The sequence below is a fragment of the Pseudomonas putida genome (assembly GCF_002906855.1).
Taxonomy (GTDB): Bacteria; Pseudomonadota; Gammaproteobacteria; order Pseudomonadales; family Pseudomonadaceae; genus Aquipseudomonas; species Aquipseudomonas putida_N.
The window spans coordinates 999,885-1,017,301 of sequence record NZ_MINI01000048.1 but is presented as its reverse complement, the minus strand read 5'-3'; the positions used below and the strand labels follow the sequence as shown (position 1 = coordinate 1,017,301).

The 17,417-nt window shown below is 63.5% G+C and carries 16 protein-coding genes and 2 pseudogenes; 5 read left to right on the top strand and 13 right to left on the bottom strand.

The features are described 5' to 3' along the window. Positions 1–72 precede the first annotated feature (72 nt). From BGP85_RS27420 to BGP85_RS27400, 5 genes are all read left to right on the top strand, one after another. Complete coding sequence (locus BGP85_RS27420; RefSeq protein WP_219811520.1) at positions 73–1,809, top strand: glucan biosynthesis protein G; 1,737 nt, start codon at positions 73–75, stop codon at positions 1,807–1,809. Further along, positions 1,802–4,375: a glucans biosynthesis glucosyltransferase MdoH gene (mdoH, locus tag BGP85_RS27415; protein WP_103446012.1), complete on the top strand. Its 2,574-nt coding sequence runs from the start codon at positions 1,802–1,804 to the stop codon at positions 4,373–4,375. Before BGP85_RS27420 ends, mdoH begins: the two co-directional genes overlap by 8 nt. A gap of 201 nt (positions 4,376–4,576) precedes the next feature. After that, positions 4,577–5,374, top strand: coding sequence for a transporter substrate-binding domain-containing protein (locus tag BGP85_RS27410; RefSeq protein ID WP_103446240.1), 798 nt, complete (start codon positions 4,577–4,579; stop codon positions 5,372–5,374). Positions 5,375–5,453: 79 nt separating this feature from the next. After that, a complete protein-coding gene (locus tag BGP85_RS27405; RefSeq protein WP_103446011.1) occupies positions 5,454–6,416 on the top strand; it encodes an amino acid ABC transporter permease in 963 nt (320 codons plus the stop codon). Next, positions 6,409–7,143 carry an amino acid ABC transporter ATP-binding protein gene (locus BGP85_RS27400; protein WP_103446239.1) on the top strand — a complete coding sequence of 245 codons (735 nt, stop codon included), beginning with the start codon at positions 6,409–6,411 and terminating at the stop codon, positions 7,141–7,143. Before BGP85_RS27405 ends, BGP85_RS27400 begins: the two co-directional genes overlap by 8 nt. A 104-nt stretch (positions 7,144–7,247) precedes the next feature. On the opposite strand, the gene BGP85_RS29755 is transcribed toward BGP85_RS27400, so the two are convergent. The 13 genes and pseudogenes from BGP85_RS29755 to ubiE form a co-directional block, all read right to left on the bottom strand. After that, entirely contained in the window at positions 7,248–7,952 is a 705-nt protein-coding gene (locus tag BGP85_RS29755) for a methyl-accepting chemotaxis protein (RefSeq protein WP_445482634.1), read from the bottom strand. Positions 7,953–8,150: 198 nt separating this feature from the next. Next, positions 8,151–9,191 (bottom strand): annotated as a pseudogene (locus BGP85_RS29750) (methyl-accepting chemotaxis protein); the annotation flags it as partial. 133 nt (positions 9,192–9,324) lie between these two features. Then, positions 9,325–10,038 carry a methyl-accepting chemotaxis protein gene (locus BGP85_RS29860; RefSeq protein WP_422763809.1) on the bottom strand — a complete coding sequence of 238 codons (714 nt, stop codon included), beginning with the start codon at positions 10,036–10,038 and terminating at the stop codon, positions 9,325–9,327. 141 nt (positions 10,039–10,179) lie between these two features. After that, positions 10,180–11,241, bottom strand: a pseudogene (locus tag BGP85_RS29855) (methyl-accepting chemotaxis protein); the annotation flags it as partial. A gap of 101 nt (positions 11,242–11,342) precedes the next feature. Next, the gene (locus BGP85_RS27385) at positions 11,343–12,050 is read right to left on the bottom strand and encodes a 16S rRNA (uracil(1498)-N(3))-methyltransferase (protein WP_103446008.1); all 708 of its coding nucleotides are present in this window, start codon (positions 12,048–12,050) and stop codon (positions 11,343–11,345) included. Then, positions 12,047–12,838 carry a twin-arginine translocase subunit TatC gene (gene tatC / locus BGP85_RS27380; RefSeq protein ID WP_103446007.1) on the bottom strand — a complete coding sequence of 264 codons (792 nt, stop codon included), beginning with the start codon at positions 12,836–12,838 and terminating at the stop codon, positions 12,047–12,049. Before tatC ends, BGP85_RS27385 begins: the two co-directional genes overlap by 4 nt. Further along, on the bottom strand, positions 12,835–13,212 hold the full coding sequence (gene tatB / locus BGP85_RS27375; RefSeq protein ID WP_103446006.1) for a Sec-independent protein translocase protein TatB: 378 nt from the start codon (positions 13,210–13,212) through the stop codon (positions 12,835–12,837). The genes tatC and tatB overlap by 4 nt, the downstream gene beginning before the upstream one ends. Positions 13,213–13,215: 3 nt before the next feature. Next, positions 13,216–13,488, bottom strand: a complete 273-nt coding sequence (locus tag BGP85_RS27370) for a twin-arginine translocase TatA/TatE family subunit (RefSeq protein ID WP_103446005.1) — start codon at positions 13,486–13,488, stop codon at positions 13,216–13,218. 24 nt (positions 13,489–13,512) lie between these two features. Further along, positions 13,513–13,848: a phosphoribosyl-ATP diphosphatase gene (locus BGP85_RS27365; protein WP_103446004.1), complete on the bottom strand. Its 336-nt coding sequence runs from the start codon at positions 13,846–13,848 to the stop codon at positions 13,513–13,515. A 1-nt stretch (position 13,849) separates the two neighbouring features. Continuing rightward, on the bottom strand, positions 13,850–14,242 hold the full coding sequence (gene hisI, locus BGP85_RS27360) for a phosphoribosyl-AMP cyclohydrolase (RefSeq protein WP_027592414.1): 393 nt from the start codon (positions 14,240–14,242) through the stop codon (positions 13,850–13,852). A 72-nt stretch (positions 14,243–14,314) separates the two neighbouring features. After that, a complete protein-coding gene (ubiB, locus tag BGP85_RS27355; RefSeq protein ID WP_103446003.1) occupies positions 14,315–15,937 on the bottom strand; it encodes a ubiquinone biosynthesis regulatory protein kinase UbiB in 1,623 nt (540 codons plus the stop codon). After that, the gene (locus tag BGP85_RS27350; protein WP_103446002.1) at positions 15,934–16,557 is read right to left on the bottom strand and encodes a ubiquinone biosynthesis accessory factor UbiJ; all 624 of its coding nucleotides are present in this window, start codon (positions 16,555–16,557) and stop codon (positions 15,934–15,936) included. The genes ubiB and BGP85_RS27350 overlap by 4 nt, the downstream gene beginning before the upstream one ends. Continuing rightward, the gene (ubiE, locus tag BGP85_RS27345) at positions 16,557–17,327 is read right to left on the bottom strand and encodes a bifunctional demethylmenaquinone methyltransferase/2-methoxy-6-polyprenyl-1,4-benzoquinol methylase UbiE (RefSeq protein WP_103446001.1); all 771 of its coding nucleotides are present in this window, start codon (positions 17,325–17,327) and stop codon (positions 16,557–16,559) included. The genes BGP85_RS27350 and ubiE overlap by 1 nt, the downstream gene beginning before the upstream one ends. Positions 17,328–17,417 lie beyond the last annotated feature (90 nt).

Sequence of the window (17,417 nt, the reverse complement as noted above, 5' to 3'; positions counted from 1 at the left end):
GAACAGTGCTCGCCAACCCGGCATTTTTCGCTGGCCGTTGGTTTCATGATCTGTTTTCGGCGAGGGTTGCTCGTGATTGTTAGTCCCCAAAAAGCATCAAGAATCCCCGGCACCGGGCTGCGCAAGGCCCTGATGGCCAGTGTGGCACTGGTCGGCCTGATGAGCGCGGGCCAGCTGTGGGCATTCAATCTTGACGATGTTGCAGCCAAGGCAAAGGATCTGGCCGGCCAGAAATACGAAGCACCGAAAAGTAACCTGCCGGCAGCCTTCCGCGACATGAAGTTCGCGGACTACCAGAAAATTCATTTCCTGCAGGAAAAGGCCGAGTGGGCCAAGGACAAGACCCCGTTCAAACTGTCCTTCTACCATCAGGGCATGCACTTCGACACCCCAGTGAAGATCAACGAGATCACTGCTACCAAGGTCGAGGAAATCAAGTACGACCCGAGCCGCTTCGAGTTCGGTGACGTGCCGCACGACCCGGAAACCGTCAAGAACCTCGGTTACGCCGGTTTCCGCGTGCTCTACCCGATCAACAAGGCCGACAAGCAGGACGAGATCATGACCCTGCTGGGGGCCAGCTATTTCCGCGTGGTCGGCAAGGGCCATGTGTACGGCCTGTCGGCCCGTGGCCTGGCGATCGACACCGCGCTGCCGTCGGGCGAAGAGTTCCCGCGCTTCACCGAGTTCTGGGTCGAGAAGCCCAAGCCGGCCGACAAGCACCTGGTGATCTACGCCCTGCTGGATTCGCCACGCTCCACCGGCGCCTACAAGCTGATCCTGCGCCCGGGCACCGACACCGTGGTCGACGTGCAATCGCGGGTATTCCTGCGTGACCAGGTCAGCCGCCTGGGTATCGCCCCGCTGACCAGCATGTTCCTGTTTGGCCCCAACCAGCCGTCCAAGGTGCTGAACTATCGCCCGGCCCTGCATGACTCCGAAGGCCTGTCGATTCACGCCGGTAACGGCGAGTGGCTGTGGCGCCCGCTGAACAACCCGAAACACCTGGCCGTGAGCAACTTCAGCGTCGAGAACCCGCGTGGTTTCGGCCTGATGCAGCGTCAGCGCGCCTTCAGCGATTTCGAAGACCTCGACGACAACTACCAGAAGCGCCCGAGCGCCTGGATCGAGCCGAAGGGTGACTGGGGCAAGGGTACCGTCGACCTGGTCGAGATCCCGACTGCCGACGAGACCAACGACAACATCGTTGCCTTCTGGAGCCCGGAAAAGCTACCTGAGCCAGGCAAGCCGTTCGAGTACGCCTACCGCCTGCACTGGACCATCGACGAGCAGCAGTTCCAGGCCCCTGACCTGGGCTGGGTCAAGCAGACCCTGCGCTCCACCGGTGATGTCAAGCAATCCAACCTGATCCGCCAGCCAGACGGCAGCGTCGCCTTCCTGGTCGACTTCGCTGGCCCGGCCCTTGCCGCCCTGCCGGAAGACACCCCGGTGCGCAGCCAGATCAGCGTTGGCGACAATGCCGAGGTGGTCGAGAACAATCTGCGCTATAACCCGGAAACCAAGGGCTGGCGCCTGACCTTGCGCTTGAAGGTCAAGGAAGCCAACAAGTCCACCGAAATGCGCGCTGCGCTGGTACGTGACGTGCCGGTCGAGCCGGCCAAGCCTGCTGCTGAAATCAAGCAGGAGAAGGCAGCGGCCAAGCACGCCAAGCACGAGAAGGCCGCCAAGGCGGAACCAGCCAAGGCCGAACAACCTGCCGCCGATGCGGCACCCACCAACGGGACCCCGGCCACCACTGAAAAAGTGCTGACCGAGACCTGGAGCTATCAGTTGCCTGCCGATGAGTAACTCAAGCGCAAGGCCGGAATCGCTTGGCGAATACCTGGCCCACCTCCCACTGAGCGATGAGCAGCGCGCGGAACTCGCCAGCTGCACCTCGTTCAGTGAGCTGCACCAACGCCTGGCGGCCAACCCTGCCGCCAGCATCACCGAGGCCGTGCAGGCCTCGGTCGGCCCGCGCCTGACCGTGGGCAGCGCTGCCGAGCTGGAAGACGCCGAAATGCTCGGTGTCGACGGCAGTGGCCGGCTGTGCCTGAAGATCGCGCCGCCGATCAAGCGCACCAAGGTCGTGCCCGAGCCATGGCGCACCAACGTGCTGATCCGCCTGTGGCGGCGCATGACCGGCCGTACCAACGCCCCGCAGCCGCCCAAGCGCGAGCTGCCAGCGGCGCGCTGGCGCACGGTCGGTTCGATCCGCCGCTACATCCTGCTCGCCCTCATGATCGGCCAGACCATCGTCGCCGGCTGGTACATGAAAGGCATCCTGCCGTACCAGGGCTGGTCGTTCGTCGACCTGGACGAAATCGTCAACCAGCCGCTGTGGGACACCGTGGTGCAGGTCTGGCCGTATGCCTTGCAGACGTCCATTCTGGTGCTGTTCGGTATCCTCTTCTGCTGGGTTTCGGCAGGCTTCTGGACCGCGCTGATGGGCTTCCTCGAGTTGCTCACCGGGCGTGACAAATACAAGATTTCGGGTAGCAGTGCCGGCAACGAGCCGATTGCCCCCGAAGCGCGTACCGCGCTGGTGATGCCGATCTGCAACGAAGACGTGCCGCGGGTGTTCGCAGGCCTGCGGGCGACCTTCGAGTCGGTGGCAGCCAGCGGCAACCTCGACCGTTTCGACTTCTTCGTGCTCAGCGACACCAACGACACCGACATCGCCGTGGCCGAGCAGCAGGCCTGGCTGGACGTGTGCCGCGAAACCAAGGGCTTCGGCCGCATCTTCTACCGCCGTCGCCGTCGCCGCGTGAAGCGCAAGAGCGGCAACCTCGACGACTTCTGCCGTCGCTGGGGTGGCGAGTACAAGTACATGGTCGTGCTCGACGCCGACAGCGTCATGAGCGGCGAATGCCTGAGCAGCCTGGTGCGCCTGATGGAAGCCAACCCGGACGCCGGCATCATCCAGACCGGGCCGAAAGCCTCGGGCATGGACACCCTGTATGCGCGCATGCAGCAGTTCGCCACCCGCGTCTATGGCCCGTTGTTCACCGCCGGCCTGCACTTCTGGCAGCTGGGCGAGTCGCACTACTGGGGCCACAATGCGATCATCCGCATGAAGCCGTTCATCGAGCACTGCGCCCTGGCGCCGTTGCCGGGCAAGGGTGCGTTCGCCGGGGCCATTCTCTCCCACGACTTCGTCGAAGCCGCGCTGATGCGCCGCGCCGGCTGGGGCGTGTGGATTGCCTATGACCTGCCAGGCAGCTACGAAGAATTGCCGCCGAACCTGCTCGACGAGCTCAAGCGCGACCGCCGCTGGTGCCACGGCAACCTGATGAACTTCCGCCTGTTCCTGGTCAAGGGCATGCACCCGGTGCACCGTGCGGTGTTCCTCACCGGCGTGATGTCGTACCTGTCGGCGCCGCTGTGGTTCCTGTTCCTGGTGCTGTCGACGGCATTGCTGGCGACCAACACCCTGATGGAACCGCAGTACTTCATCGAGCCATACCAGCTCTACCCGCTGTGGCCGCAGTGGCACCCGGAAAAAGCCGTGGCGCTGTTCTCCACCACCATCGTGCTGCTGTTCCTGCCCAAGCTGCTGAGCGTCATCCTGATCTGGGCCAAGGGCGCCGTCGAGTTCGGTGGGCGCATCAAGGTCACCCTGTCGATGCTGATGGAGATGCTGTTCTCCATGCTGCTGGCGCCGGTACGGATGATCTTCCACACCCGCTTCGTGCTGGCCGCGTTCCTCGGCTGGGCGGCGACCTGGAACTCGCCGCAGCGTGACGACGACTCCACCCCGTGGAGCGAGGCGCTGCGCCGCCATGGTCCGCAGACCTTGCTGGGCTTCGCCTGGGCTGGGCTGGTGGCCTGGCTGAACCCGAGCTTCCTGTGGTGGCTGGCGCCGATCGTGGGCTCGCTGGTGCTGTCGATCCCGGTATCGGTCATCTCCAGCCGCACGCGCCTGGGCCTGGCGGCCAAGGACGAGAAGCTGTTTCTCATCCCCGAGGAATACGCCACGCCGCAGGAGCTGCTGGCCACCGACCAGTACACCCACGAGAACCGCTGGCATGCCCTGCATGACGGTTTCGTGCGTGCAGTGGTCGACCCACGGCAGAATGCCCTGGCCTGTGCCATGGCCACTGCCCGTCACGGTCAGGCCGCGCCGATCGAGGCGCTGCGTGCCGAGCGCGTGGCCAAGGCGCTGGAGGTCGGGCCGAAAGGGCTGGACCTCAATACACGCCTGGCCTTGCTCAGCGACCCGGTCGCCTTGAGCCGCCTGCACGAGCAGGTCTGGGCCGAGCACAATGCGGCGTGGATCGATGTGTGGCGTGCCTCCATCAAGAACGACCCGCATTCGCCGCTGCTGCCACTGCATCCGGAGAATGAAGGCCAACCGGCACTCGTCGGCGCCTGATAGCTCGCAATCGCGGATAAACCCACTCCAAGCAGGAGCGGATTTATCCGCGATTTTTTTTTTGGCCAACAAAGTCCCCCCCGGCTCTAGGTCCGAGCGCCGCCATGCGTTAGCATCCCTCTCCGATAATCCGCATCGGCCGGTATGGCTGTGCCACGACAATAAGATTCGCTTCTTTACTTGCTAGGGGACTTGGTGATGATCAAGAAATATCTTTCGCGGCTGCTGGTCGGTGTTACCGCCCTGGTCGCCGTAACTGCGGCCCAGGCCGGCGCCATTGATGAGGCGGTCAAGCGCGGTACCCTGCGGGTGGGCATGGACCCAACCTACATGCCGTTCCAGATGACCAACAAGCGCGGCGAGATCATCGGCTTCGAAGTCGATATCCTCAAAGCCATGGCCAAATCCATGGGCGTGAAGTTCGAGGCTGTTTCCACCGCATATGACGGCATCATCCCGGCCCTGCTGACTGACAAGTTCGACATGATCGGCAGTGGCATGACCCTGACCCAGGAACGCAACCTGCGCCTGAACTTCAGCGAACCCTTCATCGTGGTTGGCCAGACCCTGCTGATCCGCAAGGAGCTGGCCGGCGAGATCAAGTCGTACAAGGACCTGAACAACGAGAAGTACCGCCTGACCTCCAAGCTCGGTACCACCGGCGAGATGGTGTCCAAGAAGCTGATCGGCAAAGCCAAGTACCACGGCTACGACAACGAGCAAGAAGCGGTGATGGACGTGGTCAACGGCAAGGCTGACGCCTTTGTCTACGACGCGCCATACAACGTGGTGGCGGTCGAGAAGGCCGGTGCTGGCAAGCTGCTGTTCCTCGAAGAACCCTTCACCTACGAGCCGCTGGCCTTCGGCCTGAAGAAAGGCGACTACGACAGCATCAACTTCATCAACAACTTCCTGCACCAGATCAAGCATGACGGGACCTACGATCGTATTCACGACAAGTGGTTCAAGAACAAGGACTGGCTGAAAGACATGGAATAAGGCCCAGGCCACAAGCCCGGCTTTATGACCCCGACGCGCAGGCAAACCCTGCGCGTTCGCATTTACGGAAGTACCCCACGTGATCAAACACAAGAAAGCCCAGTGGCCCTGGCATGGGTTGACCGCCCTGGTCCTGGTGGGCCTGGCGTTCAGCCTGTACATGGCCACCTCGATGATTTCCTACGAGTGGCGCTGGAACCGCGTACCGCAGTACTTCGCCTACAAGGCCGAGGACGTACAGCGCGCCGCGGGTAACGGTAGCGTGCAGGAGATCGTCGTTTCCGGTGACACCGCGCGTGTCACGCTCAAGGATGAAAATGGCGAAGAGCAAGTGCTCGACGTGGCCAAGGACAGCCTGCAACTGAGCCGCGGTGATGACATCGCCGAGGGCGACCAGGTCGGCGTGACCCGCCACTGGGCGGCTGGCCCGCTGGCCTGGGGCCTGTGGACCACGTTATGGATCTCGGTGGTGTCCGGTGCGCTGGGCCTGGTGATCGGCCTGTTCGCCGGCCTGTGCCGGTTGTCGAACAACCCGACCCTGCGCGACCTGTCGACCGTTTACGTCGAACTGGTGCGCGGCACGCCGCTGCTGGTGCAGATATTCATTTTCTACTTCTTCATCGGCACTGTGCTCAACTTGTCCCGGGAGTTCGCCGGGGTGGCCGCGCTGGCGCTGTTCACCGGCGCCTATGTCGCGGAAATCGTCCGCGCCGGCGTGCAGTCCATTGCCAAGGGCCAGAACGAGGCTGCACGCTCGCTGGGGCTGAACGCGGGCCAGTCGATGCGCCACGTGATCCTGCCGCAAGCGTTCAAGCGCGTGCTGCCACCGCTGGCCGGGCAGTTCATCAGCCTGGTCAAGGACACCTCGCTGGTGTCGGTGATCGCCATTACCGAACTGACCAAGAGCGGCCGTGAGGCCATCACTACGTCGTTCTCGACCTTCGAGATCTGGTTCTGCGTGGCAGGCCTGTACCTGCTGATCAACCTGCCGCTGTCGCACATCGCCAGCCGGCTCGAGCGGAGGCTTGCGCAAAGTGATTGAAGTCCGTGACCTGCTGAAAGTCTTCGACACCCGTGGCCATGTGGTGCGGGCTGTGGATAACGTCACCACCAAAGTCGCCAAGGGCGAAGTGGTGGTGGTGCTCGGCCCGTCGGGTTCGGGCAAGTCGACCTTCCTGCGCTGCCTCAATGGCCTGGAGCACTTCGACCAAGGTCATGTGGCCATCGACGGCCTGCAACTGGCCGACCCTAAGACCGACATCAACGCCTACCGCCGTGAGGTCGGCATGGTGTTCCAGCACTTCAACCTGTTCCCGCACATGACCGTGCTGGAAAACCTGTGCCTGGCGCAGAAGGTGGTGCGCAAGCGCAACAAGGCCGAGCGTGAAGCCAAGGCCCGTGCTTTGCTGGAGAAGGTGGGTATCTCGCAGAAGGCCAACGAGTACCCGTCGCGCCTTTCGGGCGGCCAGCAGCAGCGGGTGGCGATCGCCCGTGCCCTGGCGATGGAGCCGAAGGTGATGCTGTTCGACGAGCCGACCTCGGCGCTCGACCCGGAAATGGTCGGTGAGGTGCTGGATGTGATGAAGACTCTGGCCCAGGAAGGCATGACCATGGTCTGTGTCACTCACGAAATGGGCTTTGCCCGTGAAGTGGCAGACCGGGTGCTGTTCTTCGATCACGGCAAGCTGCTGGAAGATTCGGCGCCGGCTGAGTTCTTTGCTGCGCCTAAAGACCCGCGTGCGCAGGCGTTCCTGCGCCAAGTGCTGTAACCGCACCGGCCCCTTCGCGGGACAAGCCCGCTCCTACAGGAAACGCGATCCCTTGTAGGAGCGGGCTTGTCCCGCGAAAGGGCTGCAAAGCAGCCCCGGCAATCTCAAAGGTTGAACCGCCCCACCATCCCCCGCAACTGTCGCCCCAGCTGCTCCAGCTCCCCACTCGAAGCCGCCGTCTGTTCACTGGCCGCACTGGTCTGGTCCGACACATCCCTCACATTGATCACGCTACGGTTGATCTGCTCGGCCACCACGCTCTGTTCTTCGCTGGCCGTGGCAATCTGCTGGTTCATGCCCTGAATGCTCGATACCGTGTCAGTGATTTGCCCCAAGGCATGTCCGGCCCTGCGGCTCAGCTCCACGCTCTGCTCGGTCAGGCGTTTGCTGTCGTCGAGGAGGCTGTTGACCTCATCGGTGCCGCTGTGCAGGCTGTCGATCAGTTGCTCGATTTCCTCGGTGGACTGCTGGGTACGCTGTGCCAGCCCGCGCACCTCATCGGCCACTACGGCAAAACCGCGGCCCGCTTCACCAGCCCTGGCCGCTTCGATCGCTGCATTCAGCGCCAGCAGGTTGGTCTGTTCCGACACGGACTTGATCACATCGAGAATGCTGCCGATGCGCTGGCTTTCGCCGGCCAGGTGCTGCATGGCGGCCAGGCAATGGTCCATCTGACCGGCCAGCTGTTCGATGCGGCCGATAGCTTCACCTACTACCTGGTCACCCAGTTGTGCTTGCTGATCGGCATTGGTGGCCGCCAGTGAAGCTTGCTCGGCGTTCTGCGCCACTTCCTGCACGGTGGCGCTCATCTGGTTCATGGCGGTGGCGACCTGGTCGGTTTCCTCGCGCTGCTGGTTGATGCGCAGCTTGGTGTCCTCGCTGCTGGCTGCCAGCTGCGAAGCAGCCTGGGACAGCTGGCCGACGCCCTGATCGATACCGCCAATCAGCTCGCGCAGGCTCATGGTCATCTCGCGCATGCTGGCCTGCAACTGCCCCATCTCGTCGCGGCGCTGCACGGGTTCGAGCTGGCTCAGGTCGCCTTTGGCGATACGCGCCGCCAATGTCAGTGTCTGGCGCAGGGGGTGAGTGATCTGTTGGGTAATCAGCCAGCCGGCAACGATGCCGACGATCAGGGCCAGCAGGGCCACGCTGGTTAGCAGGGAACGGGCAGCCACGGCCTCGTTGTCGCGCTGTTCCACTTTCCGTTCACCCAGTTCGACGCTGACAGCCCTGAGCTCGATGCCCATTTGCTCCATTTCGGTCTGTAGCTGCTCGACCTGCAGCGCGGTGCGGCGGTATTGATCGAGGCTGGTCCGATACTTGGCCAGTTCGATGCCGGGCTGCTCGGTGAGGGCACGAGGCAGGCCCAGCGGCCTGAGGGCTCTGAGCAACTGCTCGAGGCTAACGTCGGCGGCCTCCAGCGCGGCATCGCCAACCTTGGCGAAGTCTTCCAGCGGGAAAAACGTATAGGCCGGTACCAGGCTCTGCTGGTTGGCGCCGTCAACATGCCGGCTGAGGGTGTCCATCAGACCCAGCACGGCGCCTTGCTGGTTATCGCCTGGCATCTTCAGCAGCGCCTGAGTCTGCAGGTCATCGACGACGGTATTCAGTTTCGCTTCCTGCGCCTGCATGGCCGTGCGCAGCTGTGTGCGACTGCTCACGGCGTTCTGCAGGGCGGTGAAAACATCACGCATTCGCTGCAGCAGTTGCAGCTTCTGCGCCAGCATCTGCCGCGACTCATCGACGCTACTGCGTTGCTGAAGTGTCGTCAGCATGCTTTCCAGCTGCCCGAGGATCTGCACGATCTGCGCCTTGCTGGCGTCGTCCGCCAGCACCCGGTAGGTGATGCGCTCGGCGCGCAGGTCTTTGACCAGATCATTGATCCGGCCGATTTCGCTGAGTTGTTCCGAGCGGGTGATGGCGCCGTCGAGGGCGCGCCAGCCGCTGACCGTGGTGGCCAGTGTGAGCGCGAGGACTACGGCGAAGCCCAGGGCGAGCTTGGCGCCGACACTGATGTTGCCGAGCCTGTGATTGAGGTAGCCGAACATGGCAGGTCTCCGTCCAGTTGATAAGGATGGGGTGCTGGCGTAGTGCTGGCATCCCATCCCTGCCCATCGGCGGAGGGTTTGTAGGACTTGACCTGAAAGTTCTGTAGGAAAATTCAGCGTAAGTCGTGAAGCATCAGAGCCTGAACCGTCCGACCAAGCCCTGCAGGTGGGTGCCCAGGCGGGCCAGCTCAACGCTGGAACTGGCGGTCTCCTCACTTGCCGCCGACGTTTGGTCGGAGATATCGCGCACATTCATCACGCTGCGGTTGATCTCCTCGGCAGTGGCGCTCTGCTGCTCGGCGGCGGTGGCGATCTGCTGGTTCATCGCCTGGATCGACGACACCGTGTGGGTGATGGTCTCCAGCGAACTGCCAGCGCGGCGGGTCAGTTCGACGCTGCTGTCGGTCAGCTGACGGCTTGCGTCCATCACACTGGCCACGCGCTGGGTGCCGCTTTGCAGGCCGGCGATCAGCTCTTCGATTTCTTCGGTGGATTGTTGGGTGCGCTGGGCCAGGCTGCGCACCTCGTCAGCAACCACGGCAAAGCCACGTCCGGCCTCACCCGCACGAGCCGCTTCAATGGCGGCATTGAGCGCCAGCAGGTTGGTCTGTTGGGCCACCGACTTGATCACGTCGAGCACGCTGCCGATCTTGTCGCTTTCGGCCTTGAGCTGGTTCATCGCTTCGCTGGAGTTGACCACCTCACTGGCCAGGCGCTCGATCTGTGCGACCGCCTCGCTGACCACCCGATCGCCCTCGCGCGCCTGCTGGTCGGCCATGGCGGCAGCTTCCGAGGCCTGTTCGGCATTGCGCGCCACCTCGTGCACGGTGGCGGCCATTTCGTTCATTGCGGTCGCCACCTGGTCGGTCTCGACCTTTTGATTGTTGACCCCGGAGCTGGTCTGCTCGGTGACTGCCGACAATTCTTCGGCGGCGCTGGCGATCTGCGTCACGCCATCGCCGATGCCGCCGATCAGCTCGCGCAGGCCTTGGGTCATGCGCTGCATGCTGGCCTGCAGCTGGCCAAGTTCGTCGCGGCGGGTCGAGTGCAGGTCCTGGCGCAGGTCGCCATTGGCCACCCGCTCGGCGGCGGCGAGGGTCTGGCGCAGCGGGATGATGATCTGCCGGGTGATGGCCCAGGCCGCGAGCAGGCCCAGTACCAGGGCCAGGGCCGTGGCACTGCCGAGCATGACTTTGGCCTGAGCAGTGCCGGCATCGCGCACTGCGGTCTGCGAAAGGGTCATCGCTTCACTGGTCTGCAACAGCACCGTGCCTTGGTCAGCCATGCGCTGCAGCGCCTGCTCGCTGGCGCTTTGGGCAGTGCCGAACTGAGTTACCGCATCGCGGTAAGCGGCCAGCGCGGTGGCCGAGTCGTCGAGGCTGGCGGCATATTCGGCCGGTAGCCTGGCGGGCAATGCCTTGAGCTCGGCCAGCGCCTGGTCGATGGCCTGCAGCGCGGTCTGCTGGTAGTCAGCGTTGCCGCTGTAGGTGTAGCCGCGTACCTGAAAGCGTGCCTGCTGCACCAGCGTGCTGACGTCCACGGCATGCTGGTACTGGCTGATGTCGCCACTCTGCAGCAGGCGCTGCTGCACACGGCTGATCAGCTCGGCGGCCTTGTCGGCGCTGTCACCCAGCACACCACGAGCAGCATCGCGCCGTTGACCGGCTTGCTTGAGCTCGTTGAAGGCTTCCTGGTACTGGCTGACTGCGTCCTGTTGCTGTTGCAGGCGCTGGCGGTCGGTAGGCTGCTCGATCTGCCCGAGCATGAGGCCGATCTGGCGCTCAAGATTGCCCAGGGCTTTTTCCAGCTCGCCGATGGCCGCGTCGTTGCGGTCGCGCTGGTAGTGTTGGCGGGCGATGCGCAGTTCCTGGGTGTACTGGTGGATCACTGAAATGTTGCCCAGCTTGTCACCGCGCTCGGTAACGCTGTTCAGGCCCTGCCAACCGGTAAAGGTGATGGCCAGAGTCAGCAACAGCACCAGGCCGAAGCCCAGCCCCAACTTGCGATTGACGCTTACATTCCCCAGCGATTGGGAAAACCATTGGTGCATGTTCGACCCCCCCGGCAACGTGGCAGCACGGATTTTTGTTGTGTTGCCAACACCATCGGCTTGCGCGGGGGAAACTTGATAGGAAAAAACTGACCCGCCTGTCAGAAAATCCTTGAGAGCAGGGCAGTAACGGCTGTTTCCACCCGCAAAATGCGATGGCCCAACTGAACAGGTGCCAGGCCAGCCTTGCCAAACAGGTCGACTTCGTAAGGGATCCAGCCGCCTTCGGGGCCGATGGCCAGGGTTACGGGGCCTTCAACCGCGCGTGGGCAGGCCGGGTAGGGGCCGGGGTGGCCGACCAGGCCGAGGGTGCCGTCGGCGATGGCAGGCAGGCGGTCTTCGACGAACGGTTTGAAGCGTTTTTCGATGATCACCTCGGGCAGTACCGTGTCACGGGCTTGCTCCAGGCCGAGAATCAGGTTCTCGCGGATGGTTTCAGGGTGGAGAAAGGGCGTTTGCCAGAAACTTTTCTCGACCTTGTAGCTGTTGACCAGGATCAGCCGCGGCACACCGAGGGTCGCCACGGTCTGGAACAGCCGGCGCAGCATCTTCGGGCGCGGCACGGCCAACACCAAGGTCAGCGGCAGCTTGGCCGGTGGCTGCTGGTCGAAGGCGACCTCCAGCTCGGCTTCGTGCTTTTCCAGGCGAAGCACCGTGGCCTTGCCCATCATGCCGTTGATGCGGCCCACGCGCAGGGTGTCGCCCACGGCGACGCGGTGGATGTCCTGCATGTGGGTGAAGCGCCGATCAGCGAGAACGACGCGGTCGGCCGAGACGAAGTCGGCCTCTTCAAGGAGTAACAGGTTCACGGCTGGGTCGCTGGCGGCTGGTCGTTATGGTCGTTGGTGGCTTCGTCGTCAGCATGGCTGCGCTTGCGGATCAGGCTGCCACACAGCACGCCGATTTCGAACAGCAGCCACATGGGCACGGCGAGCAGCGTTTGCGAGAAGATATCCGGCGGGGTGAGGATCATGCCGACCACGAAGCAGCCGATGATCACGTACGGGCGGACCTTCTTCAGGTACTTCACGTCGACCACGCCGATCCACACCAGCAGCACCACGGCCACCGGGATCTCGAAGGCAACGCCGAAGGCGAAGAACAGCGTCATGACGAAATCGAGGTAGTTGGCGATGTCGGTCATCATCGCCACGCCTGCCGGTGTGGCAGCGGCGAAGAACTTGAACATCAGCGGGAACACCAGGAAGTAGGCGAAGGCCATGCCGGCGTAGAACAGCAGGATGCTCGACACCAGCAGCGGAATGGCGATGCGCTTTTCATGGCGGTACAGGCCTGGCGCGATGAAGCCCCAGATCTGCTGGAGGATGAACGGTATAGCCAGGAACAGCGAGACGATCATGGTCAGCTTGAACGGCGTCAGGAACGGCGAGGCCACGTCGGTGGCGATCATCGTCGCATTGGCTGGCAAGTGATCACGCAATGGCGCGGAAACAATGGTGTAGATCTGCTGGGCGAAGGAGAACAGCCCGGCAAAGATCAGGAAAATGACGGCAACGCAGCGCAGCAGGCGGGTGCGCAGTTCGGTCAGGTGCGAAACCAGCGGCATAGGCTGGTCGTGGTCCGGATTTTCGCTCATGGGGCTCGCGGCGGTTGAGGCGGTTCAGAAGGTGCGGCCGGGGCGGCAGGTGGCTCGGCCGGCCTGGCTTCGAGCCCGGCAGGTGGCTGCACACTGGCCGTGGTCACCGGCGGCTGCGCGGGTGGTGTCAGTGGGTTGAGGATGCGCTTGGCTTCTTCTTCCATCTGCAGGATGTGCTCGTTATGCAGCTGGCGGCGGATGTCGTCGGCGCCGATTTCGCGCTCGACCTCCATCTTGATCGCATTGAAGCTGCGTTTCAGCCGCCCGATCCACAGCCCCGCAGTACGCGCGGCGCCAGGCAGGCGCTCGGGGCCGAGCACCAGCAGGGCGACCAGGCCGACGAGCAGCAGCTCGCTGAAGCTGATGCCGAACATGGGTCAGTCTTTCCGCTGTGGCTCTTGGACCGGCTGGGCCTGGCCCTCGATGGTGTGGCCTTGCTGCGGCTGGGCAGTGTTCTGTACCGGCGGCACAGGCTGGGCGGGCGGCGGGGTCTGCTCGGCCGGCTTGTTCTCTTCTTCGCTCATGGCTTTGCGGAAGCCTTTGATCGACTCGCCCAGGTCGCTGCCGAAGTTCTTCAGCTTCTTGGTGCCGAACACCAGGACCACGACGACCAGCAGGACGATCCAGTGTTTCCAGTCAAAAATACCCATGGTGCTCTCCTAAATGCGGTTTGCTCAGGCCGATGGCTGACGCGCGGCCTTTTCATCGTGCCCGGAAAGCCCGAAACGGCGCTCCAGTTCATCAAGCACGGCTTGTGGATGCTGGCCCAGCGCGCTGAGCATGACCAGGCTATGGAACCACAAGTCTGCGGTTTCATAGATGACATCACTGTAATCCTTGCTCACGGCGGCGTCTTTGGCCGCGATGATGGTCTCGACGGACTCTTCGCCGAGCTTTTCGAGGATCTTGTTCAGCCCCTTGTGGTACAGGCTGGCCACGTAGGAGCTGTCGGGAGCCGCTTGCTTGCGCTCTTCGAGCACTTCGGCCAGGCGGTTGAAGGTGTCGCTCATGTCAGTGTCCTGCGCTGTAGATGGCATCCGGGTCTTTCAGGACCGGGTCGACGGTTTTCCACTGGCCGTCTTCAAAGACGCGATAGAAGCAGCTTTCGCGGCCGGTGTGGCAGGCGATATGGCCCAGTTGCTCGACCATCAGGATGATCACGTCGGCATCGCAGTCCAGGCGCATTTCATGCAGCTTCTGCACATGGCCGGACTCTTCGCCCTTGCGCCACAGCTTGCCACGGGAACGCGACCAGTAGATGGCGCGTTGCTCGGCGGCGGTCAGCGCCAGCGATTCGCGGTTCATCCAGGCCATCATCAGCACGCGTCCGGTCTTGTGGTCCTGGGCGATCGCCGGTACCAGGCCATCGCTGTTCCACTTGATCTCGTCCAGCCAGTCTTTCATCGTCGACTCCAAAGCGGGCCCGCTCCTGTGCCGGGCCCTTTGCGCTAGTGTGCCAGCCAGCAGCGCGGCTGGCTATTGGCGCACGATCAGGTAAAGGCCGGCGGCCAGCATCAGCCAAGCCGGCCAGGCGGCCGGGGCGGCAAGGCTGGCGGCTTCGGCGGCACCGGCGGCCAGTACTGCGCCGCCACCGAGCAAGCCGGCACCGAGCAGGCGCAGTGCCCAACGGTCGCCCTGGCGACGACGTTCCGGCAGTTGCGGGTCTTCCAGGTGCGGCTGCGACAGGCGCTCAAGCAGGTCTCGGGTCATGCCGGCCAGGTGGGGTAACTGTTCAGCCTGGCTATACAGGTTGCCGATGACCGCCTTGGGGCTCATGCGGTCGCGCATCCAGCGTTCCAGGAACGGCTTGGCGGTGCTCCACAGGTCCAGGTCGGGGTACAGCTGGCGGCCCAGGCCTTCGATGTTGAGCAGGGTCTTCTGCAGCAGCACCAGTTGCGGCTGGACCTCCATGTTGAAGCGCCGTGCGGTCTGGAACAGGCGCATCAGCACCTGGCCGAAAGAAATATCCTTTAACGGTTTTTCGAAGATCGGCTCGCACACCGTGCGGATCGCCGCTTCGAATTCATTGACCTTGGTATGCGCCGGTACCCAACCCGAGTCGATGTGCAGCTGGGCAACGCGGCGGTAGTCGCGCTTGAAGAAGGCGATCAGGTTGCGCGCCAGGTAGTCCTGGTCCTCGGCTGTGAGGCTGCCGACGATGCCGCAGTCGATGGCGATGTATTGCGGGCTCCACGGTTTGACCGTGCTGACGAAGATGTTGCCCGGGTGCATGTCGGCGTGGAAGAAACTGTCACGGAACACCTGGGTGAAGAACACCTCGACGCCACGCTCGGCCAGCATTTTCATGTCGGTGCGCTGGTCGGACAGGGTAGCCATGTCGGTGACCGGCACGCCGTAGATACGCTCCATCACCAGCACCTTGGGGCGGCACAGGTCCCAGTACACTTGGGGCACGTACATCAGCTCGGAACCTTCGAAGTTGCGCCGCAGCTGGCTGGCGTTGGCCGCCTCGCGCAGCAGGTCGAGCTCGTCGTAGATGGTCTTTTCGTAGTCGCCGACGATTTCCACCGGGTGCAGGCGACGGGCGTCGGCCGAGGCGCGTTCTGCGGCCTTGGCGATCAGGAACAGCCAGGCCAGGTCCTGGGCGATGATCGGCTTCAGGCCAGGGCGAACCACCTTGACCACCACCTCTTCGCCACTCTTGAGGCGGGCGGCGTGCACCTGCGCGACCGAGGCCGAGGCCAGTGGCTCGACGTCGAAGCGGCTGAACACTTCGCCGACCTTCGCACCGAGCTGATCTTCGATCATCGCCACGGCTTTTTGTGGGTCGAATGGCGGCACGCGGTCCTGTAGCAACATCAGCTCGTCGGCGATGTCGGTGGGCAGCAGGTCGCGGCGGGTGGACAGCAACTGGCCGAACTTGATGAAGATCGGCCCCAGGTCCTGCAGCGCCAGGCGCAGGCGCGCCCCGCGGCTGAGCTCGGAGGGCTTGCGCGGCAGCCAGCGCCAAGGCATCAGCAGGCGCAGGCTGGCCAGCCACCAAGGCAGCAGGGGTTGTTCGAACAACAGGTCATCGAGACGGTAGCGGATCACCACACGCTGGATGCGAAAAAGACGGCGGACGGCGAGCAGCTTCATGCGTTATCGCTGGTATCAAGGGATCGGGAGAGGCGCTTGAGGCGGGCCTCGAGGCGTTCTGTGTCGAGTTTCAGGGCATCGAGTTCGCTGAAAGCGGCTTCGGCTTCGCGCTTGCCGACCAAGGTGCGGGACTCTTCGGCCAGGTATTCGGAGAGGTTCTGGCTGAAGCGTGCCAGGCCCTGGCGGGTCCAGCGTGCGCGCAGGCGAAGGTGGCCAGCTAGCATTGCCGTGGCGACTGGGCCGAGCCAGCGCTGCAGCTCGTGTTCCCAGTCCAGTTCCAGGTCCTGCAGCACGCCGAACAGGTCGAGCAGCACGGCACTGTCGCCGTGCAGTTCGACTTGCGGGCTGTGCAGCACGGCAGTCTTGTCACGGGCCATGGCCAGTTGTATCAGGCTGCCAGCCGGGGCGTGCAGGCTGCAGTCGACCTCGCCTTCCCAGTGGCCGGCAAGCATCAGGCCTTCTTCATCGGGCAGGATGAACACCTGCAGGGCCGGTTGGCGGCAGTCGATCTCGATGACCTTGCCTTCCAGCGCGGCCAGCCGCGGCAAGGCCGTGCTGTCCATGCGCAGGACGCGGTTCAGGCCATGTTCGACACTGGCGAGCAGCCCGGCCAGCAGCATCAGGGCTTGATTCCCCGGTGCACGGCAACGATGCCGCTGGTCATGTTGTGGTAGGTGACGCGGTCGAAACCGGCCTCGACCATCATGCTCTTGAGGGTTTCCTGGTCGGGGTGCATGCGGATCGACTCGGCGAGGTAGCGGTAGCTCTCGGAGTCATTGGTGATCAGCTTGCCGGCCAGCGGCATGAAGGCGAACGAGTAGGCGTCGTAGGCCTTGGACATCAGCTTGTTGGTCGGCTTGGAGAACTCCAGGATCAACAGGCGGCCGCCCGGCTTGAGTACACGCAGCATCGAACGGATGGCTTCGTCCTTGTGGGTGACGTTGCGCAGGCCGAAGGCGATGGTCACGCAGTCGAAGTGGTTGTCCGGGAATGGCAGCTTCTCGGCGTCAGCCTGGACGAACTCGATATTGCCGGCCACGCCACGGTCGAGCAGGCGGTCACGGCCGACCTTGAGCATCGAATCGTTGATGTCGGCCAGCACCACCTGCCCGGTCGGTCCTACAAGACGCGAGAACTTGGCGGCCAGGTCGCCGGTACCGCCGGCGATGTCCAGCACGCGGCTGCCGGCGCGCACGCCCGACAGTTCGATGGTAAACCGCTTCCACAGGCGGTGCATGCCACCGGAGAGCACGTCGTTCATCAGGTCGTACTTGGCGGCGACCGAGTGGAACACTTCGGCGACTTTCTTCGCCTTCTGGCTTTCAGGGACGTCCTGATAGCCGAAATGGGTGGTGGGTTCGGCGTGGTCGCCTTTGCGCTGGTCGTTCATATCGCTTCACCGGAAAAAATTACCGCCATTCTAGGGCGAATGGGCGGATTTGTCTTGGCGGGGTGTGCCTTGGTGCAGGGGCGGGCATAA

Bases quoted from the DNA above. Each gene is read 5' to 3' on its own strand.
- mdoH (WP_103446012.1), top strand. From the start codon at position 1,802: ATGAGTAACTCAAGCGCAAGGCCGGAATCGCTTGGCGAATACCTGGCC.
- BGP85_RS29755 (WP_445482634.1), bottom strand. From the start codon at position 7,952: ATGAGCGCCACCGTGCAGGAAGTGGCGCAGAACGCCGAGCAAGCTTCA.
- BGP85_RS29860 (WP_422763809.1), bottom strand. From the start codon at position 10,038: ATGAACGAAATGGCCGCCACCGTGCACGAGGTGGCGCGCAATGCCGAA.
- tatC (WP_103446007.1), bottom strand. From the start codon at position 12,838: ATGAGCGAAAATCCGGACCACGACCAGCCTATGCCGCTGGTTTCGCAC.
- tatB (WP_103446006.1), bottom strand. From the start codon at position 13,212: ATGTTCGGCATCAGCTTCAGCGAGCTGCTGCTCGTCGGCCTGGTCGCC.
- BGP85_RS27370 (WP_103446005.1), bottom strand. From the start codon at position 13,488: ATGGGTATTTTTGACTGGAAACACTGGATCGTCCTGCTGGTCGTCGTG.
- BGP85_RS27365 (WP_103446004.1), bottom strand. From the start codon at position 13,848: ATGAGCGACACCTTCAACCGCCTGGCCGAAGTGCTCGAAGAGCGCAAG.
- hisI (WP_027592414.1), bottom strand. From the start codon at position 14,242: ATGAAAGACTGGCTGGACGAGATCAAGTGGAACAGCGATGGCCTGGTA.
- ubiB (WP_103446003.1), bottom strand. From the start codon at position 15,937: ATGAAGCTGCTCGCCGTCCGCCGTCTTTTTCGCATCCAGCGTGTGGTG.
- BGP85_RS27350 (WP_103446002.1), bottom strand. From the start codon at position 16,557: ATGCTGCTGGCCGGGCTGCTCGCCAGTGTCGAACATGGCCTGAACCGC.
- ubiE (WP_103446001.1), bottom strand. From the start codon at position 17,327: ATGAACGACCAGCGCAAAGGCGACCACGCCGAACCCACCACCCATTTC.